Annotated in this window: 19 protein-coding genes; 9 read left to right on the plus strand and 10 right to left on the minus strand. The window is 55.4% G+C overall.

All coding sequences use genetic code 11. The annotated features are described in order from the left end of the window. Window positions 1-36 precede the first annotated feature (36 nt). Both K0H63_RS16430 and K0H63_RS16435 read left to right on the plus strand, forming a co-directional pair. Window positions 37-1,944, plus strand: a complete 1,908-nt coding sequence (locus K0H63_RS16430; RefSeq protein WP_220065614.1) for an ABC transporter ATP-binding protein — start codon at window positions 37-39, stop codon at window positions 1,942-1,944. Between the two features lie 72 nt (window positions 1,945-2,016). Further along, entirely contained in the window at window positions 2,017-2,463 is a 447-nt protein-coding gene (locus tag K0H63_RS16435; protein ID WP_258405604.1) for a DUF2390 domain-containing protein, read from the plus strand. Window positions 2,464-2,640: 177 nt separating this feature from the next. On the opposite strand, the gene K0H63_RS16440 is transcribed toward K0H63_RS16435, so the two are convergent. Together K0H63_RS16440 and K0H63_RS16445 are read right to left on the minus strand one after the other, a co-directional pair. Further along, window positions 2,641-4,305, minus strand: coding sequence for a GMC family oxidoreductase (locus tag K0H63_RS16440; protein ID WP_220065615.1), 1,665 nt, complete (start codon window positions 4,303-4,305; stop codon window positions 2,641-2,643). A 9-nt stretch (window positions 4,306-4,314) separates the two neighbouring features. After that, on the minus strand, window positions 4,315-4,827 hold the full coding sequence (locus K0H63_RS16445; protein WP_220065616.1) for a TAT leader-containing periplasmic protein: 513 nt from the start codon (window positions 4,825-4,827) through the stop codon (window positions 4,315-4,317). 173 nt (window positions 4,828-5,000) lie between these two features. Between K0H63_RS16445 and K0H63_RS16450 the strand changes: the two genes are divergently transcribed. The 3 genes from K0H63_RS16450 (at window position 5,001) to K0H63_RS16460 (ending at window position 7,216) form a co-directional block, all read left to right on the plus strand. Beyond that, window positions 5,001-5,978, plus strand: coding sequence for a hydrolase (locus K0H63_RS16450; protein WP_220065617.1), 978 nt, complete (start codon window positions 5,001-5,003; stop codon window positions 5,976-5,978). A gap of 9 nt (window positions 5,979-5,987) precedes the next feature. Beyond that, complete coding sequence (locus tag K0H63_RS16455; RefSeq protein WP_220065618.1) at window positions 5,988-6,239, plus strand: YheU family protein; 252 nt, start codon at window positions 5,988-5,990, stop codon at window positions 6,237-6,239. An 89-nt stretch (window positions 6,240-6,328) separates the two neighbouring features. Then, window positions 6,329-7,216: a phosphoribulokinase gene (locus K0H63_RS16460; RefSeq protein WP_203324917.1), complete on the plus strand. Its 888-nt coding sequence runs from the start codon at window positions 6,329-6,331 to the stop codon at window positions 7,214-7,216. A gap of 285 nt (window positions 7,217-7,501) precedes the next feature. Here the strand turns inward: K0H63_RS16460 and K0H63_RS16465 are convergent, their stop codons facing one another. Beyond that, window positions 7,502-8,278, minus strand: coding sequence for a tetratricopeptide repeat protein (locus tag K0H63_RS16465; RefSeq protein ID WP_220065619.1), 777 nt, complete (start codon window positions 8,276-8,278; stop codon window positions 7,502-7,504). 393 nt (window positions 8,279-8,671) lie between these two features. Here K0H63_RS16465 and crp point away from each other — a divergent pair, with 393 nt between their 5' ends. From crp to K0H63_RS16485, 4 genes are all read left to right on the plus strand, one after another. Beyond that, window positions 8,672-9,307 (plus strand): cAMP-activated global transcriptional regulator CRP, encoded by a 636-nt coding sequence (crp, locus tag K0H63_RS16470; protein WP_011761111.1) that lies wholly within the window; start codon window positions 8,672-8,674, stop codon window positions 9,305-9,307. An 83-nt stretch (window positions 9,308-9,390) separates the two neighbouring features. After that, window positions 9,391-9,735 (plus strand): PepSY domain-containing protein, encoded by a 345-nt coding sequence (locus tag K0H63_RS16475; protein WP_220065620.1) that lies wholly within the window; start codon window positions 9,391-9,393, stop codon window positions 9,733-9,735. After that, on the plus strand, window positions 9,716-10,390 hold the full coding sequence (locus K0H63_RS16480) for a response regulator transcription factor (protein ID WP_220065621.1): 675 nt from the start codon (window positions 9,716-9,718) through the stop codon (window positions 10,388-10,390). The genes K0H63_RS16475 and K0H63_RS16480 overlap by 20 nt, the downstream gene beginning before the upstream one ends. Beyond that, entirely contained in the window at window positions 10,387-11,724 is a 1,338-nt protein-coding gene (locus tag K0H63_RS16485; protein ID WP_220065622.1) for an ATP-binding protein, read from the plus strand. Before K0H63_RS16480 ends, K0H63_RS16485 begins: the two co-directional genes overlap by 4 nt. A gap of 96 nt (window positions 11,725-11,820) precedes the next feature. Here K0H63_RS16485 and K0H63_RS16490 read toward each other — a convergent pair whose 3' ends face one another. From K0H63_RS16490 to K0H63_RS16520, 7 genes are all read right to left on the minus strand, one after another. Beyond that, on the minus strand, window positions 11,821-12,618 hold the full coding sequence (locus K0H63_RS16490; protein ID WP_220065623.1) for a DUF1338 domain-containing protein: 798 nt from the start codon (window positions 12,616-12,618) through the stop codon (window positions 11,821-11,823). Between the two features lie 147 nt (window positions 12,619-12,765). After that, entirely contained in the window at window positions 12,766-14,226 is a 1,461-nt protein-coding gene (gene astD / locus K0H63_RS16495) for a succinylglutamate-semialdehyde dehydrogenase (protein ID WP_220065624.1), read from the minus strand. 9 nt (window positions 14,227-14,235) lie between these two features. Next, on the minus strand, window positions 14,236-15,255 hold the full coding sequence (gene astA / locus K0H63_RS16500) for an arginine N-succinyltransferase (protein ID WP_220065625.1): 1,020 nt from the start codon (window positions 15,253-15,255) through the stop codon (window positions 14,236-14,238). Between the two features lie 163 nt (window positions 15,256-15,418). Next, window positions 15,419-16,633 carry an aspartate aminotransferase family protein gene (locus K0H63_RS16505; protein ID WP_220065626.1) on the minus strand — a complete coding sequence of 405 codons (1,215 nt, stop codon included), beginning with the start codon at window positions 16,631-16,633 and terminating at the stop codon, window positions 15,419-15,421. A gap of 312 nt (window positions 16,634-16,945) precedes the next feature. Then, entirely contained in the window at window positions 16,946-17,857 is a 912-nt protein-coding gene (locus tag K0H63_RS16510; protein ID WP_220065627.1) for an alpha/beta hydrolase, read from the minus strand. Between the two features lie 60 nt (window positions 17,858-17,917). After that, window positions 17,918-19,060, minus strand: a complete 1,143-nt coding sequence (locus K0H63_RS16515; RefSeq protein WP_220065628.1) for an HDOD domain-containing protein — start codon at window positions 19,058-19,060, stop codon at window positions 17,918-17,920. 161 nt (window positions 19,061-19,221) lie between these two features. Then, a complete protein-coding gene (locus K0H63_RS16520) occupies window positions 19,222-21,696 on the minus strand; it encodes a prolyl oligopeptidase family serine peptidase (protein WP_220065629.1) in 2,475 nt (824 codons plus the stop codon). Between the last annotated feature and the right edge of the window lie 54 nt (window positions 21,697-21,750).

Below are 21,750 nucleotides of genomic sequence, written 5' to 3' on the forward strand. Positions count from 1 at the left end.
ATTATTCTGCCCTTTGTATCTGTATGTGGACCATCGATGATCACCCTGTCCCAGGCCCAGCTTATCCGCGGCAGTAAAGTACTGCTGGATGAGGCCAATCTCACCATTTACCCCGGTCACAAGGTCGGCCTTGTTGGCGCCAATGGCACCGGCAAATCTTCTTTGCTGGCACTGATCATGGGCAAACTCAGCCTGGACAAGGGCGATATTCAGGTTCCCCGGGAGTGGCGCATTGCCTCTGTGGCCCAGGAAACCCCGGCACTGGAAGTCTCGGCACTGGAATATGTGCTCGATGGCGACGTGGAGTTTCGCGAGCTCGAAGCCGGCCTTCGAAAAGCCGAGGCCGATAACGATGGCCATGCCATTGCAGATCTGCACGGTAAGCTCGATGCCATCGGCGGCTACAGCATACGTGCCCGCGCCGGCGCCCTGCTGGCGGGTTTGGGCTTCAGCGAAGAAAAACAGTCCGTCAGCGTAAAGAGCTTTTCCGGTGGCTGGCGTATGCGCCTCAACCTGGCCCAGGCTCTGCTTTGCCGCTCTGAATTGTTGCTGCTTGACGAACCCACCAACCACCTGGATTTGGACACCATGTTCTGGCTCGAGGACTGGATCAAGAGCTACCCCGGCACTCTGGTGCTCATCAGCCACGACCGCGACTTTATCGACGCCATTGTCGATGAAATCGTCCACGTGGAAAACCAGAAGCTCAACTTCTACAAGGGCAACTACAGCACCTTTGAGCGCACCCGCGCCGAGCGTATGGCCCAGCAGCAGGTGGCCTTTGAGCGCCAGCAGCGCGAACGCGCCCACATGCAGTCCTTCGTCGACCGTTTCCGCTATAAGGCGAGCAAGGCCAAGCAGGCCCAGAGCCGCTTAAAGGCACTGGAGAAGATGACAGAGCTCTTGCCCGCCAAGGCCGACAGCCAGTTTTATATGGAGTTTCGTGAACCCGCGAGCCTGCCAAACCCCTTGGTGGCCATGGAAAACGTGTCTGTGGGTTATGGTGAAACGCCCATCCTTGGCAAGGTACATTTAAACCTGGTGCCCGGCGCCCGTATTGGTCTTTTGGGCCGCAACGGCGCCGGTAAATCAACCCTGATTAAACTGCTGGCGAGCGAGCTTAAGCCGCTCACCGGCAAGTACGAGCCCAACCCCGGTCTCACAATTGGCTACTTTGCCCAGCATCAGCTGGAGTATTTGCACATGGACGACAGCCCGCTGATGCACCTGCAACGGCTGGCGCCGAGCCACCGCGAACAGGAGCTGCGGGATTTTCTCGGTGGTTTTGGCTTTAATGGCGACATGGCGCTCTCGCCGGTGGCGCCCTTCTCCGGCGGTGAAAAGGCCCGGCTGGTGTTGGCGCTGTTGGTGTGGCAACGCCCCAACCTGCTGCTGCTCGACGAACCCACCAACCACCTGGATCTGGAAATGCGCCATGCCCTGACGCTGGCACTGCAAACCTTTGAAGGCGCCATGGTGATAGTGTCCCACGACAGGCACCTGCTCAGGCTCACCTGTAATGACTACTATCTGGTGGATGCCGGTCAGGTCAGCAGCTTTGATGGCGACCTTGAGGACTACCACCAGTGGCTGCTGGACGCTGCAAAGGCTGCAGCTGCCAAGGCCAGCGAAAACGACCCCGAGCGCCCTGCGCAGGACAAGAAGCAGCAAAAGCGACTGGAAGCCGAACTGCGCCAAAAGCTCTCGCCCCTGAGAAAGCAGCAAACCAAACTCGAAGACGAGCAGCATAAATTGGCCAGCCGTTTGGCCGTGATTGAAGAACGCCTGGCCGATACCAGCCTGTACGAGGCGCAAAACAAGGCCGAGCTGACGAAAATTCTCGCCGAGCGCACGACTCTGGGTCAGCAGCAGGAAGAAAGCGAGATGGCCTGGCTGGAGCTACAGGAGCAAATCGACGCCATCGAACAGGCGGCTCAGCTCTGACTGAGTCTGAATGAGTTGGCCCGAATAAGTCAGCCCCAATAAGTGAGCAACAATGGAATAAGGAGTCTCCAATTGATATCTGAGGAAGTATTCACCCGCGAACTCTGGCAAGCCTGCGAGGCCCATTACAGCCAGCACGAAGCGCTCTGTCTGTCGCTGCAGGATGACTGCCAAATCAATGTCAATCTGTTGCTGCTGGCCAGTGAGCTCGACCGGCGCTGCACCGGGCTCAATCAGGGTCAATGGCAACTGCTGATTGCCGAGGTTACCGCCTGGGATGAGCGCCTGATAGGCCCCTATCGCCGCCTGCGGCAACTGGCCAAAAACAGCCTGAGCGAAGAAGAATACCGCCAGATGTTGGATGTGGAGCTGATGATGGAGCGCAAAGTGCAAAATCTGCTCCTGCATCGTTTAAACCAGCTGCCCACCAGCAGGGGAGAAGCCAATAATCTGATGTTGTTATTGGCAGAATTTGGGCTGGATATTGAGGTTGCCGCCGCACTTATCCATCAGGGTTAAGCAAGCAACACATCGAAAAACAAATAGACTACAAGACAAAACAAAAAAGCGCCCTCGGGCGCTTTTTTATTGAAGAGCCCCGCATGGGCACCGAGACTTTCTTCAATCCCCGGGGATTTACCGTCCCCTTCGCTTACAGCGTTGCTGCGCTTAGCACGGGGAAACGGAAGACACTGTTCAAGCTGCCGTTTCCGGCACGCCATCTGCGACAGGGTCGGTTTCAGGTGCGGTTTCGGGCGGCTTGCTTTGTGGCGCCAAACGCCCGGCCAGGGCTGTGGCATTTTTGGCCACCATGCCATAAATCGACAGCTGTGGATTGGCCCCCAAGCTGGTGGGAAACACCGAGCCATCCATCACCGACAGGTTTTCCAGATAATGGCTTTGACCGAAGCTATCGACCATGGCCTTAGTCGTATCTTCACCCATGGGACAACCGCCCATTACGTGAGCCGAGGCCACCACGGTTTTAAGGGGCGCCAGCGACATATCGGCTATGGCGGCCTTGGCCTCCTGCCAGGAATTCAAATAGCCCACACCTTCACTGATGGGCAACACCCTGCGGGCCCCGGCGGCAAATTGCAGCTCGGCCATGCTGGCAAAGGCGGCTCTGGCCGCACGCCAGAAAGGCGCTGTCAGCGGATAGTCGAGTTTAAAGCCCTTACCATCCAGGCTGACGCTGCCGCCCTGGCTCTCGGGGTGAAAACCGTCACGCACCAGGGCTATTACCACCTGAAGCTGATTGAAGTTAGCCATCAATTCCGCATGGCTCTTGCCAAAGCCCAGGGTTTTTGACGCAATCAGCACTGGATGTATGGGGGGTACTTCAAGCTTGTACCCCAGTTCACCGGCTGCGCCATCACGCCAGACAAACTGATCCGAATAAATCGACTGGGGCGCACCGCTGTGGCCATTGATAGCCTCATCAAAGACCGCACCCGAGAGTACGGTTGGGTGTAAAAAGGTGCGCTTACCCAAAAGCTGCATGGGATCGGTAAGCCCTGAGCGCATCATCAGCACCGGGGTGTGGATGGCGCCACCGGCAAGAATATAATGCCGCGCCTTGAGCATGAGTTTTTCGGGCCTTGGGGCCAGATTTTGATCCCGCGCCTGTACCCAAATGCCAAAGACTTTGTCCGCATGATGCTCTATCTGGGTGGCCTCAAAACGGCTCAGCAGGGTGGCACCGGCTGAGAGCGCCGCAGGAATTGTAGTGACCAACATGGATTGCTTGGCATTGACTGGGCAGCCCATGCCGCAATAGCCAGTATTCCAGCAGCCCAGCACATTGCGCTTGATGACCGTGTAATCCCACCCCAGCTGCTCGCAGCCACGACGCAACATGCCATTGTTTCTATTGGGCTCGAACGCCCATTGACTGATGTTGAGCCTGGACTCCATCTGTTCAAACCAGGGCTCAAGCTCATCGGCTGACAAACCCTTGACCGCAAACTCAGATTGCCAATACGCCAGGGTATCGGCCGGGGTGCGTATGGACGTAGTCCAGTTTACCGTGGTTGAGCCCCCCACGGCGCGCCCCTGAAAGATGCCAATCGCCTTGTCGGCGGTCTTCATGGCAGCCGCCTGCTGGTACAGATTGGGGTAGGCGGTACGCTCTTCCATATCGAAATCGCGGGACGAGCGCAGCGGGCCCTTTTCCACCATGATCACCGACAGCCCGGCCTGGGTCAGGATTTCGGCCGCCACACCGCCTCCGGCACCCGTACCAATGATGACTACGTCGGCTTCAAGGGATTGCGGTTTGTCACTGCCCTGATACAGAGCACCGTCCAGATGTTTCCAGCCCGACGCCAGACCTTCATAAATAGGATCAACAATTGCCATCGGGGCTCCTTAAGACTTGATGCCCGGCAGTTCAGGCTTGGCGTAATTGAGCAAGGTCCAGTGCTCGGGGCAGCTATAGAAACTGGCCAATACCAGCTCCCTGAGACCGAGATAAGCCTGATTCAACAGAGCAAGCCCGCTCTGTCGCCAGCTCTCCAGCTGACTGGCAAGCTCGGCAGGACTTCTGAGCAGCAGCGGCGTCATATTGCCGGTCAGCAGCAATAACCCTAAACGGTTTTCAAGCAAATCAAGCAACTGCTCCAGCTCGTCTCGCTGGGATGTTGGCAGCACAGAGATAGTGGCCTCAATGGCATCCAGGGTGCGATTGACCGCGGCTTCACGGGGCACAGCCATCTCCGGCAAAGCGCCTTCCAGCAGCACAGGCATCAGCAGGCTGAACAGGATTCGATGTGGCTTATCGCCATCATCTTCCACATCCAGCTGTGGCTGGTACAGGCTGACGCCGAGGGCAAGTGCCGCAGTGCCCCCCAGAGCCGTCAGCAAAAATTTGCGTCTATTCATTGGTTTTGCCCAAAAATGAGGTCGGGTGTTCAGCACAGAGGCAGACATCGACTGAGCTGTCAGTTATGGCAAGAGGAAGAGACAACAGCAAGAGGTTTCTGCCTGGACCTGCTCGTGGTTATAATGGCTCAAATTAAACATACGTTTTATTTCAGGGCAACCCTTTCCAGCCGATGACTTCCCAATTCACGCCTCCCTGGTGGGCCAAGAGCCCCCACATACAAACCATATTGCCGGTGCTGACCAAGCGCCCCACACCAGCGCTTGGCCGTGAACGCCTGGAGTTGGAGGACGGTGACTTTCTCGATTTGGATTGGCTGGGCCAGCCCGATGAGGGCAAGCCAATAGTGATGGCCATACATGGTCTGGAAGGCAGTGCCCGCTCCCACTACGCCAGCAGACTCTTGCATGCCTGTGAGGCCCGTGGGCTTGCTGCCGTTGTGCATCACCATCGCAGCTGCTCCGGTGAGTCCAATCGTTTGCCGCGCTCCTACCACAGTGGCGATACCCAGGATATCGCCCACAGCATTAAACACATTCGTGCCCGCTATCCAAACAGCCCCATACTGGCTGTGGGTTACAGTCTGGGCGGTAATGTCCTTGGCAAATTTTTGGGCGAGCAACAAGGCGACAGCCCCATCAGCCGTGCCGTGGTAGTGTCGGCGCCACTGCGCCTTGCTGCCTGTGCCAAGCGCCTGGAAAAAGGCTTCTCCCGGGTATATCAGTCATATCTCATTCGTCAATTGCAGGCCAAGCTTGCCTTTAAAGTCACAGACGCCCGCCTTGGGCCGGCCATGCCGGTTCACGCCCATGAAGTGACACAACTCTCTACCTTTTATGACTTCGATGACAAGGTCACGGCGCCACTGCACGGTTTCACCGATGTGCACGACTACTATGACAGAGCCAGTGGTCTGCCGTTTTTGAGCAGCATTACCACCCCCACCCTGGTGCTCCATGCCGCAGATGACCCCTTTATGACCGACGCAGTCATCCCCCGCGCCGATGAACTTTCCAGCGCCGTGGAATATGAGCTCAACCGCTACGGCGGCCACGTGGGCTTTATCGATGGTGGCAGCCCATGGCGGCCGCAGTTTTACCTTGAGCGGCGTATCCTGGACTTTTTGCAGGCTGTGCCTTCATCAAAATAAGGACAGCCTATGCTTATTCCCTACGACGCCTTAAGCCAATTGCCGGCCGATACCCTGAATAACCTTATCCGTGAATACCTGCTGACCCAGGTGGAAGATGGCGGATTTGACGGTTTGGGAGAAGGTCATCTCGACGAGGCCATTGCCCGCTGCAAAGTGCTGCTCAAGCGCGGTGAGCTGGTAGTGGAGTATTCCGAAGACAACGACAGCGTTGGGATTCGTCATAAAAGCAGCCTGCCGTCACAGCAATCCCAAGACTGACAGCCGACTATTGACCCGAAGCAGTCCGAGCCCGTATAACTAACGGGCCCGCATTTTTATCAAAATTTTTTAACATTTCAGGAAGTGCCATGTCTGCCAAGTATCCCATCATTGCAGTTACCGGGTCATCCGGCGCCGGGACCACGACGACAACCACGGCGTTTAACCATATCTTCCGCCAACTTGATATCAATGCGGCCTATGTGGAAGGCGACAGCTTTCACCGCTATACCCGGGCAGAAATGGAAGTGATGATCCGCAAGGCCAAGGCCGAGAATCGGGACATCAGTTATTTTGGCCCCGAGGCCAATGATTTTGGCCGCCTGGAAAAGTGTTTTGCCGATTACAGCGCCACCGGCCAGGGTGAGACCCGCAGTTACCTGCACACCTTCGATGAAGCCGTGCCATACAACCAAATGCCCGGCACCTTCACCCAGTGGCGCCCGCTGCCCGCCGACACCGACATGCTGTTTTATGAAGGCCTGCACGGCGGTGTGGTGACCAATGAGCACAATGTGGCAGAACACGTTGACCTGCTGATTGGCATGGTGCCCATCGTCAACCTGGAGTGGATCCAAAAAATCATCCGCGACACCTCAGAGCGAGGCCACAGTCGCGAGAAAGTGATGAACTCCATCGTGCGTTCCATGGATGATTACATCAACCATATGACGCCGCAGTTTTCCCGCACCCACATCAACTTTCAGCGGGTGCCCACGGTGGACACCTCCAACCCCTTTTCGGCTAAAGCCATTCCAAGCCTCGACGAAAGCTTTGTGGTGATCCGTTTTCGCGGCATCAACAATGTGGACTTTCCCTACTATCTGTCGATGCTGCAGGGCAGCTTTATGTCGCGAATGAACACCATGGTGGTTCCCGGCGGCAAGATGTCGCTGGCCATGGAGCTTATCCTGACACCGCTTATCAAGGCGCTGAAAGAAAAGCGCGAAGCCCTGCATAACGGTGATAACTGTTAACCGTCAGCATGAACGTAAAAATTTTACTTTTAACTGTGATTTCAGCTTCTATTAAGTGACACCAACTATCCTGTGTCTCGTCGGAATTTCAGGCGAAATAACGATAGTTGACATACTCTTGGGAGTGGATTCCCCCATCTTGATCTGTTCGCTCCCTTGAGTATGTCAGCGACCCCAACCTACTTTTTTCCGTTGCTCACCCTTCTTTTTTACGTGTCAGGCCATTTGTTCTGACCCAATAAAAAACCCGGACTTTGCCGGGCTTTCTTTTATCTACTGATTGCATCAGGGCTGAAGTGGGATCACTTCGCGGTAGGGTTTCCCCTGCTGATAATGTTGCAGCCGCTGATGAAACTCTTCCGCCTTGATATCGGCCTGCTTTTTCAGCTCCAGTGCCGAGATGGCTTTCTCCTGCACGGCGACGGCGCGGTTGAAGTCGCCCTGCTCCGCATAGGCGGCCGCCAGATTATCCAGATTGGTTGGGTCATTGGCATCGTTTTCCAGCAGTTTCAGCGCCAGACTGACTGCTTTATTACCATCACGGTAACGGGCCTCGGGACAGGTCGCCAATATCCAGGCCACGTTGCCAAGAGATACTTCATCTCCCACCAGCTGGAACTGCTCCACCGCCCGGCCGCAATTGCGCTCTACCCCATCACCACCGGCGGCATAAATAAAACCGAGGCGAAAATTGGCCCAGCGCTCGCCCCGCAGGCTCATTTGCAAATACCAATGTTCGGCTTCGGCGAGATTGCGATCTACCAGCTGGCCTTCAAAGCGTAAGTCGGCCAGTGTCTGCTGCGCCTTGGCGTGTCCCTGACTGGCTGCACGGCCAATCCATTCCAGCCCGAGTTCAGGCGACTTATCCACGTAACGGCCTGAGACATACATCAGCCCCAGCAAAAACTGCGCATCGGCATCATCCTGCACCGCACGCATCTCAATGTGCAACAACTTACCTGCAGCCTGGTCGCTATCGGGTCTGGGCAATGAAAACGCCTGGGCCGACCCCATATTCAACAACAGCACGGTGGCCGCAGTCACAACTTGCCAGTACTTCACAACTTGGCTCCTTATGCAATTTCCCATGAGTTAGCCAGAAAACCCCCGTTATGTCGAGTATCAAAAGGTACCGCCAACCTGACCAGTCCGCCATGATATCGGGCTATTGACCTCTATTCATGATGACGTATGTTAAAAACAAAAGGCAGCTCACAAATCGGCAACAGCAGATGTGACCAGGTCGGCAGACTGGCCGATTATCCAAAGGTCCCATGCGGTATTTGTTGACATGACCGGGCAAAGCACCAAAATAAACCATTAATTTTGATGTGTAATTGCGTACATTCGATTGTTCTGAATTTCGATCTGCATCATGGTTTGACCAGGCACGTTGACGTAGAATGCTTATTTAGAACGACCTTACTTAAGTTTTTTCATGCGAGGAACACGGGCATGGCACTCATTGGCAAACCGAAACCCGATCCAACTCTGGAATGGTTTTTATCCCACTGTCATATTCACAAGTATCCGGCCAAGAGCACTCTGATCCACGCCGGTGAAGACTCAGACACCCTCTACTACATAGTAAAAGGCTCCGTCGCAGTGCTTATCAAGGACGAGGAAGGCAAGGAAATGATCCTCTCCTACCTCAACCAGGGCGACTTTATCGGCGAACTGGGCCTGTTTGAAGAGCAAGCCGAACGTACCGCATGGGTCCGCGCCAAGCAGGCTTGTGAAATTGCTGAAATTTCTTACAAGAAATTCAAGCAACTTATCCAGGTTAACCCTGAGATCCTGATGAAGCTTGCGGCCCAGATGTCCGTCCGTTTGCAAAGCACCAGCCAGAAAGTGGGCGATTTGGCCTTCCTGGATGTAGCCGGACGCATTGCCCAGACACTGCTGCATCTGGCCCGTCAGCCAGACGCCATGACCCACCCAGACGGCATGCAAATCAAAATCACCCGTCAGGAAATTGGTCAGATTGTTGGCTGCTCCCGCGAAACCGTGGGCCGCATCCTGAAAATGCTTGAAGAACAAAATCTTATCCAAGCACACGGCAAAACTATCGTGGTGTACGGCACCCGCTAACTCTGCCTTCAGCTTGTCTTAAGTCAGCTCCGGTAAAGTGGCTCCCGATCTATCCGGAGCCACTTTTTCTTAGAGGAGCATGTATGTCGCGTTGGCTGCCATTAGGCATCATCCTTACATCCATGCTTCACCAGGGAGAGGTGGCTGCTTCGGTTGTCGAGCTTGAGCATTATCAGGCCACGCAATTGGTCAGCTCAGGCCAGATCCTTTCCCTCGACGCTACCCTGCAGCGGGTCGCCGCACATTGCCAGGGTAAACTCCTTGATGCCCATCTGTTTCAAGAGGGTGACAAGTGGCGCTACGATTTGCAGTTTGGCCTCCAACGTGGTCAGATAATCCATCTGAGCGTGGATGCCGCCAGCGGTGAGCTCAATCCTGATTCCACTTTGCCGGACGAATGCAAAAACCATGAAACTGCTACTCGTTGAAGACAATGCCATGCTGGTCAAGGAGCTGCAAAAACAGCTCAAACAGGCCGGCTTTGTCACCGATGTAACCGATAAGGTCGTTGACGCCGATTATCTCATCAAAGAAACCCAATACGACTGTGTGATTCTGGACATTGGCCTCCCCGACGGCAACGGCCTGACATTGCTTGAAAAATGGCGTACCGAGGGTATTCACACCCCCGTGATTATGCTCACCGCCCGCAGCCAGTGGCATGAGAAGGTGGAAGGTTTTAACGCCGGTGCCGATGACTACCTTGGCAAGCCTTTCCATGCACAGGAGCTGCTCGCCCGTATCCATGCGCTGATAAACCGCGCCCATGGCCGCCCTGCAAGCCCGGGTAAGCAGCTCAGCTACTCAGGTGTGGTACTGGATGAATCGCAGCAAACTGTGCAGGTAGGCGAGCAAGTCCATGAACTGACCGCCATGGAATTCAGACTGCTGAAAATTTTCCTGCTCTCGCCGAAAAAGCTGCTGTCCAAGGCCCAGCTTACCGACAAGCTCTATCAGTTTGACGATGAGAAAGAGAGCAATGTGGTGGAGGTTTACGTGACCCACCTGCGTAAAAAACTCGGCAAGACCGCCATAGAAACCCGCCGCGGTCAGGGATATATCTTCCACGGCCTGGACGTATGATCTCAATCCGGGCCAAGCTGAGCCTGTGGTTAACCGGTCTGGTGATAGTCAGTACTATCATCGGACTGTTTTTGTTTGAGTCCATGCTCAGACAAGCCTTTCACGACTCCATCATCAACCGCCTGGAAGAAGACCTGGAACACGTTATACTCGCCACCCACATGCAGGATGGTAACATCGGCATAGACTCCTCCATGCTGTCCGGTTTTTATCGCCCGGCTTACTCGGGCCGCTACTACCAGCTGAACCTACCCGATGAGGTTATTCGCTCGCGCTCCCTGTGGGATCAGCAACTGGCCATCACGCCGCTGGCGCCCAGTGAAACCCGGGTGTGGCAGGCCCGCGGCCCCAAAAATCACGACATGCAGCTCCTCAGTGTGGGGCTTAAATCCCAGAATGGCGAGATTCAGGCAACCCTCACCGTGGCCCAGGATTTGAGTATTGGCCGCAGGGTGTTCAGCGAGATTTATGGCACCAAGCTGATGGTCAATCTCGGCATGCTGCTGGCCATGATAACGGGTATCTTCTTGGTATTGCGTCAGTCCTTCAAACCGCTGCGTAAGATTAAAGAAGCCCTGTCGCGCTTAAGAGACGGTGACATCGACCGGCTGGCACTGGACAGCATTCCGGCCGAGCTGCATCCTCTGGCGGCCACCTACAACGAACTGTTGGAATACACGGGTAAGCAAATCGCCCGCAGCCGCAACAATCTGGGTAACTTAAGCCATGGTCTGAAAACCCCATTGGCGGTGATGCAACAGCAAGTGGAAACCCTGGGGCTCAGCGAGCCTGAAATGGCCGAAGCCATGCAGCAACAGCTGGATCTCATTCGCAAGATGATTGAGCGCAAGCTCGCAGCGGCCCGGGTCACAGGTGACATGCTGCCTGCGGCCCAGATGCAGATCCCAAGGGATCTGGACAGCCTGACCAATACACTTCACAAGGTGCATCGCCACAAAGATATCCAATTTAGTATCGACATCGCCCGCGGCCTGCACCGACTGCCCATTCACCGGGAAGATGGCATGGAACTGATTGGCAACCTGCTGGATAACGCCTGTAAATGGGCCAGAGGGGAAGTCTCACTGCGTCTCTATCCGTTGGATAATCGCCTGTGGCTCGATATCGAAGACGATGGCCCCGGCGTTGCCGACGATGCACTGACGCAGCTCACAGAACGTGGCAAACGCCTCGATGAGGCCGTGATGGGACATGGCATTGGCCTGTCCATAGTGAAAGAAATCTGCGAGCAGTATGAGCTGAAACTGGATTTCAGCCGTGGGGCGCGCCTTGGCGGCCTCAAAGTCAGCATAGGATTTGCGCTGACCTCCTGATGGTCCGCCTGCGAACGAATGCTATACCTGCGCTCCAAACAAAAATCCCGGCCAAGACCGGGATTTTTGTTGACTGACATAGGCCGTTGAAGCCTGTCAGTTGACGTTGGTGCTCTCGAAAATCTTGTCGGCGGAGGCCGCCACAAAGCCGGTGTAAAGCTCACCATCGGCGTTGGGATAACGCAGGGCAAACTCGTAGAAACAGCTGGGTAGTTCAACGGTTTGGTCATCGAACGCCACCGGAATACGGTCGGCCATGGTAGATGACTGCTCAAGCAGCTCAGCAGGCGAGCCTTTCACTTCACCTCCGACGCCGTTCAGTACGAAGTCGCCCTGTTTCAGGGTGTCATTCACTTCAAGGATGCTGGTGTAACCGGGCAAGTGGTTAATCGACACGGTAAAGTGGTTGGCGCGATAACCAAAGGCCGCCACCCAGGCCGCATACTCGCTCTCGGCCAGCAGCGTCTCGTAGGTGGCAAAGTCCACTTTCCAGTGGCGACCTGAATAGAGGAAGGTCTCAGCGCTGGTCGCCGCCACATCCACCTGCTCAACCATGTCTTTGACTATGGCCTGCAACCGGGGGCTGAACTCTTCCACCAGCAGTTCAGAAATGAAGACCTTTGGCTGCGTGCTGTCGGGATGTTCGAAGTGCTTGGCGCGCAGCTTTTTCTTTTCAAAGTTGTAGTCGGCACAGGCGACATAGCCAAGCGCCTCAAAGTGCGCGGCCAATACATCCAGATTCACCTTGGGCAGGTTAAAGGTGCGCAGGGCAATATGGTCGTTGATGATGGCCTCGCCCTTGCCAAGCAGCGTGTGCACCTTGGCCGCAGACGGGGTCATTTCGATATAGTCCTGCCAGAGGGCGGCAAATAAAGCATTTACGTCAGTGTGCATCTATCACTCCTAAACCTCATCACAGTGGGCCTGTTCTGATATGAAGTCCCATGTGCCCGGTCTCCCGGATGTTCAGTACGTCAGTGGTTTCAACAAATACCGCTTTAATAAAACGGCGTGTTGCCGAAGTAACACGCCGCTGATGTTTTAGAGAGTCAGGCCCGGACTCAGGCTGGCGGGCAGAGTGACACTGTCTGCCTCCATGGAGGCTACCGGATAGGCACAGTAGTCGGCCGCATAGAAGGCACTGGCTCTGTGGTTACCCGAGGCGCCCACGCCGCCGAAAGGTGCAGCGCCTGAGGCACCTGTGATCTGCTTGTTCCAGTTCACAATACCGGCGCGGATACGGGCCAGGAAGTACTCATAGTCGGCTTTATCGTCGGCCAAAATGCCTGCAGACAGGCCATAGCGGGTGTCGTTGGCGAGGCGAATAGCCTCGTCGAAACTGGTGTAGCGCACCACCTGCAATAAGGGGCCAAAATACTCTTCGTCAGGCAGTTCAATCACTTCGGTCACATCAATCAAACCGGGAGACACCAGGCCGGTACCGGCTTCCAGATGCGTCATCTCCACCAGGGACTTGGCACCGAGATTGAGCAGATTACGCTGAGCGTCCAACATCCCCTTGGCAGCGGTTTCCGAAATCATTGAGCCCATAAACGGCTGAGGGTCGGCATTCCAGGGGCCTACCTTGATGGCCTTGACGGCTTCAACCAAACCGGCCAGCAGCTTGTCACCCTCGGCGCCTTTTGCAACGTATAAACGACGGGCGCAGGTACAACGCTGACCGGAAGAGATAAAGGCCGATTGAATGATGTCATGGATGGCCGCGCGGGTATCGCTTACGCCCTTGATGATGAGTGGATTGTTACCGCCCATTTCCAGCGCCAGAATTTTACCCGGGTGTCCGGCATACTGCTGGTGCAGCAGGTGTCCTGTGCGTGAGCTGCCGGTAAAGAACAGGCCATCCAGCTGCGGATGTGATGCCAGCGCCTTGCCGGTTTCCACCTCGCCCTGCACCAGGTTGATCACACCGGCTGGCAAGCCGGCCTTTTCCCACAGCTTCAACACCAGTTCGGCCACTTTTGGGGTCAGCTCAGAGGGTTTGAACACCACTGTGTTACCCGCCAGCAGTGCGGGCACTATGTGACCATTGGGCAGGTGACCGGGGAAGTTATAAGGACCAAACACAGCCACCACGCCATGGGGCTTGTGGCGCAGCACGGCGCGGCCTGCAGCGCCATCGTTCACTTCGGTGCCGGTACGCTTGTGATAGGCGCTGATGGACAGGCCAATCTTGCCAATCATGGCTGCGGCTTCGGTGGCGGTTTCCCAGCGTGGCTTACCGGTTTCCTGGGCTATCACTTCGGCAAGGTCTGCCTTATTGGCCTCAAGCTCATTGCGGTAGGCTTCGACTATCGCCTGACGGCCTTCGAAGCCCAGCATAAACCAGTCAAACTGGGCGTCACGGGCCGCCATCACGGCAGCTTGTACCTGGGCAGGCACAGCGGCCTTACCCTGCCAAATCACCTCGCCGTTGGCGGGGTTCTTTGACTGCATCTCTTTGCCTTCGCCAGCGAGCCACTGGCCATTGATAAATTGCGTCATATCGAATTCCTATATTGCCAGTACCCGCACCTGCTCGCCGTCGCTGACCAAGAGGCCAGCCGCAAGCTCGGGGCTGAGTATCACTTCATCTGAATCGGAGGAAACCACCAGCTCGGCCGAGGTTGCACGGTAATCTTCAAGCTGAGTGTTGGAAAGAATAAAGCTGTCGTCTGAGGCGGGCATCTCGCCGATGCGTACCCTCAGCAGGCGGCTTTCACGTACGCCGCGGATATCCTGCAGATTGCACTCCACCGTTGGGCCACCGTCGAAAATGTCCACATAACCGCGGCAGCGGAAACCCTCAGCCCGCAGCAAACTCAAGGCCGGACGGGTGTTGGTATGCACTTCACCAATTACCTTCTGGGCTTCTTCGGGGAGCAGGCACACATATACCGGGTTTCTGGGCATCATCTCAGCCATAAAGGCTTTTCGCCCCAGACCGGACAGATAGTCGGCTTCGACAAAATCGATACCGAGGAAGTGCTTTTGCAGCCAGCCATAAAAAGGTGAATTACCGTTTTCATCGCTGACACCCCGCATTTCGGCAATCACGGTTTCACCGAAACGGCTGGCGTGCTGGGCTAAAAACAGGAAACGACTGCGGGAGAGCATGCGGCCATTATTGTCTTTGCGATATGCGGCCCGCAAAAACAGGGTGCAAAGCTCGGCGGCGCCTGTGTAATCGTGACACAGCGTCAGGGTCTCGACTTCGTTGCGGACATTGATTTGCTGCGAGTGATACACCTCGGTGCCGAGGCGATAATGGTAGAAGGCATCTTCCATCCCCACGGCAGCCTCGAGTGCACAGGTGCCCACCACTTCCCCGGTCTCGGTGTCTTCGAGCACCATCAGGTAGCCTTCATCGTAAGGGGTTTCCACCACTTTTTGAAAAGAGGCTTCAGAGCGCGCAATTTTACGGCGCAACAGGTCTTCGTTAACCGGCAGTGAAGTAAAGCCGTGACCCGACTCCACCGCAATGCGGTACAGGGCATCAAAATCGCTGGCCCGGATTGGACGAATGATCAACATTTGAGTATCTCCTCTCTGCCCTGCCCGCTGTTTTTTTAAGCGTTTTGACCTTTCCGGCGTGCACCAAGCCTCACCGGCTGAATCGGTGAAATCGGGTGTCGGAGGTTGGGAGCAGGACGTCGCTGGATCTTCAGGGGCGGCAGCCACTGCCGCCCCCGGTTTATCAGCCGGCTACCTTGGCAACGGCACGTTCGAAACGGGCCAGACCTTCGACAATATCTGCCTCAGGAATTACCAGAGATGGAGTAAAGCGGACTACGTTGGCACCGGCCATCAGAGTCAACAGACCCTCGGCAACAGAGGCATTAAGGAAATCGCGGCTGCGACCGGCAAACTGCTCATTGAGTACGGCGCCAAGCAGCAGCCCCTTGCCACGGATTTCAGAGAATACATGATACTTTTCATTGATTTGGGCAAGACCATCGCGGAACAACTGCTCACGATGCTTCACGCCGTCAAGCACTTCAGGGGTGTTTACTACGTCCATTACGGCGTTACCGATGGCACAGGCCAGCGGGTTACCACCGTAGGTGGAACCATGGGTGCCCACTTTGAGGTGTGAGGCGATTTCGGCAGTGGTCAGCATGGCTGCAATGGGGAAACCACCACCCAGCGCCTTGGCAGTGGTCAGGATATCCGGCACGATTTCGGTGCCCATATAGGCATAGAGGTCGCCGGTACGACCGACGCCGGTTTGCACTTCATCGAAAATAACCAGCGCATTGTGCTTGTCGGCCAAACGACGAACGGCACGCAGGAATTCAGGGTCGCCGTTGATGATACCGCCCTCGCCCTGCAGTGGCTCGAGCATGATGGCGCAGGTATTGTCGGACACAGCCGCTTCCAGTGCAGCCACGTCATTGAAAGGCAGGTGGGTGATTGCAGCGGGTTTGGGACCGAAACCGTCTGAGTAAGCGGCCTGGCCACCCACAGATACGGTAAAGAAAGTACGGCCGTGGAAAGCCTTGTCAAAGGCAATCACTTCAACCTTATGTTCACCGAACTTTTCGATGGCATAGCGGCGGGCGAGCTTGAGGGCCGCTTCGTTGGCCTCGGCGCCTGAGTTGGCAAAATACACGCGATCGGCAAAGGTCGCCTCAACCAGTTTGGTGGCCAGCGCCAGCGCAGGCTCGTTGGTCATGGTGTTGGACAGGTGCCACAGCTTCTCGCCCTGCTCCTTCAGTGCGCCAACGAGGGCAGGATGACAATGACCAAGACAGTTCACCGCGATGCCACCGGCAAAGTCCACATACTCGGTACCTTGCTGATCCCAGACACGGCTACCTTGACCGCGGACAGGGATCACCGCAGCTGGCGCATAGTTAGGCACCATGACTTCATCAAATTGGGCACGTGTCAGATTCATCTTGTCGGTCATTCCTGTTCATCCTTTGTTCGTTGAGTGACTTGCTAAGCCACCGGTTTGCCGCTGCGTTTTCGTTTTTGCTGAGGCTTATTGCAGCATGTGCTTGTGTCGGCTGGATGTCATTATTAGCGAAATTGTGATCGAAATACCAGTTTTTCACAATCAGTTACCGCAAAACGGCGCCCTAAGCTGCATAAAGATTTGCACATTGAAATTAGAAAAGCGCTATATGCGGGGGATAATGGCATATTTAGTCAGAAAAAATCTTATTTACCGGCAAAATTTCAGACAATGCATAGAATATTGAATAAATAGACATATTATTCACATCAGACGCCGCCGGATAAATTCGAGGATGAGTTCCCTCGCTTCCCTGGCTTCGGGCAGCATTTCAAACAGCGGAAACACATGGGGCATGTGCGCCAGAAAATGATGTTCCACTTGGGTTCCCGCTTCCTGCAGCTTTTGTGCAAGGCGCTGTGAATCCTCCAAAAGGAGCTCCCGCGTGCCCGCAAGCAGCAGTATGGGCGGCAGGCCACGCACATCACCGTGCAATGGACTTGCCCGGACATCCATGGGGTTAGCCCCCTGAAGATAGGCTCCCCTGAGCCTGAGCAGGGAGTCGATGCTGAAGAAGGGATCGTCTGCACTGAGCAGCCGCTCACTGTCACCAGTGATCCCAAGATCCAGCGCGGGGCTCAGCAGCACCGCACATTCGGGTAATCTGAGCCCCATGTCTTTGGCTTGCAGCAACAGGGCCATGGCGAGATTGCCACCGGCACTGTCACCCATCACCACAAAGGGGCCTGACCAAAGCGACAGAAACTGCTGATACCCTTCCAGCACATCATCCAGGGGCGCTGGAAACGGATGCTCTGGTGCCAGCCGATAGTCAGGGACATAGGCATCGGCATCCAGCTCTCGACACAGGTCTGCGATGAAGCGGCCATGGGCATTGGGGGTTTTAAAGCAAAATCCCCCTCCACGCACATAAAACATGGCGAGCCGGGGGCTTTGTGCCGCAACGGATTCCAGGTGATTATGGATTAAGGTGCTGTGGGAGAGCGGCAGATGGTCACTGATAAGCCCTTTGGGCCAGCTCAGATAGCGGCTGTCCAGCGCCAGCAGACGACCGCGGATATCGGCCAGTGACAAACGTGTGCCCCTGGCATGCATTCCGGGTTTGGCGATGTAAGAAAGCACACTGTTAAGCACCTTTGCCTGCCAACTGGCCATACTGAGCTCCTGCTTGTACTGCTTTGCCGGATGTTCGGTTAACGCCCCGGGTAACGCGCTTCAGAAGAGTTCCATTCTGCGATAATTTTGCGCCTTCAAACGAAGTATTTCCTGCTCACTGAGGCCATAGTATCGGTACATTTCCCGGGCCTCCTGGGGTTCGAGCAGGTTGCTCTCTTCCAGCGTCATCACCCTGACGAAACACGTGGCCTTGGCCAGAATTTGGGCATCCATGGGCATATCGGTGACCGTGAGGGATTCATCCAACGCCTTGAGGTTCAACGTCAGGGCATGGTCGGCAAAGTTCAACCGGGCGGGAATTTCCCAGGCAAGTTTGCTGGAATGAGCCAGCACTTCTTCCAGCACCTTTTCTGCGGGAAACTCGGTGGCCATGACCGCATCATAGAGTTCCTTATCACGGCTGGCACTGGCCTCCCTGAGCCAATTGCCCCAATTTTTTTCATAGATGGCCGACGCAGTCCCCAGCACCATGGTAATACCAAACTGTTCGAGGAAGGCGCTGATAAATGCCAGGGTTTCATTGGATTCGTGCAGTTTGGCCAGGGCTTTGGCGGCAGTGGCACAGGCCAGCGCATATTGCCAAAGCTTACGGTTGGGCCACAGCAGACAGGAATGGCCCGAGGGCAACCAGTTGCGCATGCTGTAATAAGGCACCAACTGGCGCAGGTTTTCCACCCCGATAAAGTTGAGTACCAGCTTGATATCGGTCACCCTGATATCGGCGCGCTGGGGATGACGCTGACGAAAGGCGGTGCTGTTGACCACATTGGTCAAATCACGGGATAACCAGCCGATACCACTCATCAGCAGCCGAATGCGGCCAAGCTCCGGGTTGTCTTTGCAGAGTTGTTCAAACAGCGCCAGCTGGGTCTCGGTCAGGGTAGAACGCTGCAGCAACCTGTCCATATCGCCGAGTGTCAGCTTTATTTCATCCATGATGGTATCGGTCAGCTGTTTGGATACGGCTTCGAACACTTCACGGGCCTTTTGCTGCCGCTCAATGCGCTCAAAGACAGCGGCACGCTCGATATCCAGCTTGAAGGCCACGGATTCGAGTTCCCGATCCAATTCATCCTGTATTCTGGGCATTTTTTGCTTACCGACAATCAACTGCCGGTATAAACGCCGCTCCAATGCCAGAATACTGCCGGGCTTAACTCCGCCCGTTGCGCCAATTGCCACCTCTGTAAACTCCCGCTGGTGTGTAAAGCCGATTTCACCTGTCATTTTTAGCATAAATCGGCCAAGAAGAGACTGATATTTTGCCAACTTACTGACAGGCGACCAATTTTCAATAAAAAAACAGGGCCCGCAGGCCCTGAGTTTAACGACCGTTTGGCCGGTTACTTAAGCTCGGCTTCAAACAGCTTATAAATGCGGCGGTATTCATCGAGCCAACTGGACGGCTCACGGAAACCATGGGGCTCCACCGGATAGATGGCGGTTTCAAACATGGGCTTTTCAAGCTCAATCAAACGCTGCACCAGGCGTACACTGTCCTGGAAGAACACGTTGTCATCCAGCACACCGCTCATGATAAGCAGCGGCTTGTTCAGCCCCTCGGCATGATAGATGGGTGAGCTGCGTTCAAAGGCAATGGGGTCCACATCCGGCGTATTCAGGATGTTGGAGGTATAAGGCGCATTATAGTGTGCCCAATCGGTTACCGGACGCAGCGCCGCCCCGGCCTGGAAGAGTTCCGGCTCGCGGAACAGCGCCATAAAGGTGAGGAAGCCACCATAGGAGCCGCCGTAAGTACCCACACGTTTGCTGTCCACATGGGCATTTTTCACCATCCAGGCCACGCCGTCTTTGAGGTCTTCCACCTCAGGGTGTCCCATCTGACGGTAGATGGCAGTACGCCAGTCACGGCCATAACCTTTGGAGCCCCGGTAGTCCATGTCCATCACCACATAGCCTTGCTGGGCCAACAGGTTGTGGAACATAAACTCACGGAAATAGCCGGAGAAACCGAAATGCGCGTTTTGCAGATATCCGGCACCATGGTTAAAAATCACCGCCGGATACTTTTCGGCCTTGGCAGCATCGTAACCTTCTGGCAGATACACCCTGGCATAGACTACCCCGGCACCATGATTGGATGGCACGGCCACCACATTGGGCGCTTGCCAGGCGTACTTGGCAAAGGCTTCTGAGGTGTAATGGGTCAAGCGCTTGAGTTCGCCACCAATCTCCTGCACATAGAGCTCTTCAGGCTGAATACGGCTGGAGGCGGTCAGCAGCAAGCGTTTGCCATCCGGGCTCAGACTGTAATCCAGAGTGCCTTCCCAATGGGTCAATTGCTCGTCTTTGCCATCGGCCAGAGCGACGCGGTACACATTGTAAACGCCGGGATGATCTTTATTGGCCTTGTAATAGAGATGCTTACCATCGGGGCTTAAAGTGACATCACTGACCACGAATTTGCCCGATGTGAGTGCACTTGCAGCTTTACCCGGTGCCTTGATGTACAGCTGGGAATAGCCGGTCTCTTCAGACACGAAGAAGAAGCGCCCATCTTCGAGCCAACCAAACTGGTTGTAGTCGTAGTTCACCCAGGCGTCATCATGGAGACGATGCTCAGTAGTGAGCTTGCCGGAGTCCAGGTTGACCGATGCGATCCAGCGGTCTTTATTGTCCACCGCCTCAAGCATGACCAGCAGCTTGCCATCATCACTCCACTGGATGGCACTCTGGCTCCAGCCCCAATCCTGCATCAGTTGTACTTTGCGGGGCGCTTTCTCGCTTTGATAAGTTTCGCCCCGGGCTTTGGCATTCTCAGCCTTCACCGCGGCAAGCACATCCTCATCAAAGCCCTGCAGACCTTCGATGCTGATGTCGTGTTTCTGCTTGTCTTTCAGGTCAATCAATACCAAACGCTGACCCGGTGGATTGTCTTCCGCTACCCGTGCGCGGGCTGGTACTGCGTCCACATAGCCATCCTTACCCAGATAGTTGGGCATGATGTCGTGCTCGCTGCGCCCCTGATAGCTCTTGTCCTGAAGGCTGACCAGCACATAGCGACCATCTGCTGACAGAGACAGCTCGACGACCACTTCACTCTCTCCCAAATACCAGGGCTCGGCCGTCATGGTGGTATCCGCATCCGCCAGCGCCTTTTTATAGTCTTCACGGGCTTTGGCTTTGTCGTGTTGGGCGGCCACATACTGGATGAGTTTTGCCTGCTCTTTAGCCAAATAGGCCTCGGGGGCCTTAACGCCCTTGGGCGCCGGGCTCATACGAATATCAGCCAGCTGCTCGACCATGCCGTTGGCATGCAAACGGAATACGGCATTCCCCTGCCAAAAGGCCAGGTCGCCATTATCCAGGAAACGCACGCCGTCAACTGCAGTGTTGGTACGGGTCAACTGTGCGACTTCACCGGTGGACAGGTCTTTAACGAAGAGGTTGCCCTGATAGATGTATGCCTTGCGCTTTTTGGCCTTATCCAGCACGCCACTGCGCGGGGAGACCTGATGTAACTCGCCCAAAGACAACTCGCGGGCTTCACCATCCAGCGCCTGAACATAGTAGGACTTGAGCGCGGATGCACTTGGCTGGCGCTCAAACAGCACGCTGCTGGCGTCATCGCTCCAGTAAGGGTTGCGGACAAATATCCCCATCCAGTCAGGGTTGGCCATTATCTGCTTCATGGTCAATGGCTGGGCAGCAACAGGTGGGGTTACCAGTTCTGCTTGCGAAGCTGGCGTCTGATTGGCAGCTACAGGGGTGGATACGGCATTTTCGGTTGCAGCGCAGCCGGACAGGATAGCCAGTGCCAACGCACTGACGGCAAAGTGACGGTAAACCGGGTTCATTGTCCTTCCTTTTAGTTTTACGGCCGGGGGCCTTTTTGGAATGGCGCCAGTTAT

Origin of the sequence: Shewanella zhangzhouensis (assembly GCF_019457615.1) — a bacterium.
In the GTDB taxonomy this organism is placed as follows: domain Bacteria; phylum Pseudomonadota; class Gammaproteobacteria; order Enterobacterales; family Shewanellaceae; genus Shewanella; species Shewanella zhangzhouensis.

Excerpts from the sequence above, each read along its gene's own strand:
- K0H63_RS16510 (WP_220065627.1), bottom strand. The coding sequence starts at position 17,857 with ATGGCCAGTTGGCAGGCAAAGGTGCTTAACAGTGTGCTTTCTTACATC.
- K0H63_RS16505 (WP_220065626.1), bottom strand. The coding sequence starts at position 16,633 with ATGACCGACAAGATGAATCTGACACGTGCCCAATTTGATGAAGTCATG.
- astA (WP_220065625.1), bottom strand. The coding sequence starts at position 15,255 with ATGTTGATCATTCGTCCAATCCGGGCCAGCGATTTTGATGCCCTGTAC.
- K0H63_RS16460 (WP_203324917.1), top strand. The coding sequence starts at position 6,329 with ATGTCTGCCAAGTATCCCATCATTGCAGTTACCGGGTCATCCGGCGCC.
- K0H63_RS16445 (WP_220065616.1), bottom strand. The coding sequence starts at position 4,827 with ATGAATAGACGCAAATTTTTGCTGACGGCTCTGGGGGGCACTGCGGCA.
- K0H63_RS16520 (WP_220065629.1), bottom strand. The coding sequence starts at position 21,696 with ATGAACCCGGTTTACCGTCACTTTGCCGTCAGTGCGTTGGCACTGGCT.
- K0H63_RS16475 (WP_220065620.1), top strand. The coding sequence starts at position 9,391 with ATGTCGCGTTGGCTGCCATTAGGCATCATCCTTACATCCATGCTTCAC.
- K0H63_RS16450 (WP_220065617.1), top strand. The coding sequence starts at position 5,001 with ATGACTTCCCAATTCACGCCTCCCTGGTGGGCCAAGAGCCCCCACATA.
- K0H63_RS16485 (WP_220065622.1), top strand. The coding sequence starts at position 10,387 with ATGATCTCAATCCGGGCCAAGCTGAGCCTGTGGTTAACCGGTCTGGTG.
- K0H63_RS16455 (WP_220065618.1), top strand. The coding sequence starts at position 5,988 with ATGCTTATTCCCTACGACGCCTTAAGCCAATTGCCGGCCGATACCCTG.
- astD (WP_220065624.1), bottom strand. The coding sequence starts at position 14,226 with ATGACGCAATTTATCAATGGCCAGTGGCTCGCTGGCGAAGGCAAAGAG.
- K0H63_RS16440 (WP_220065615.1), bottom strand. The coding sequence starts at position 4,305 with ATGGCAATTGTTGATCCTATTTATGAAGGTCTGGCGTCGGGCTGGAAA.
- K0H63_RS16430 (WP_220065614.1), top strand. The coding sequence starts at position 37 with ATGATCACCCTGTCCCAGGCCCAGCTTATCCGCGGCAGTAAAGTACTG.
- K0H63_RS16490 (WP_220065623.1), bottom strand. The coding sequence starts at position 12,618 with ATGCACACTGACGTAAATGCTTTATTTGCCGCCCTCTGGCAGGACTAT.
- K0H63_RS16480 (WP_220065621.1), top strand. The coding sequence starts at position 9,716 with ATGAAACTGCTACTCGTTGAAGACAATGCCATGCTGGTCAAGGAGCTG.
- crp (WP_011761111.1), top strand. The coding sequence starts at position 8,672 with ATGGCACTCATTGGCAAACCGAAACCCGATCCAACTCTGGAATGGTTT.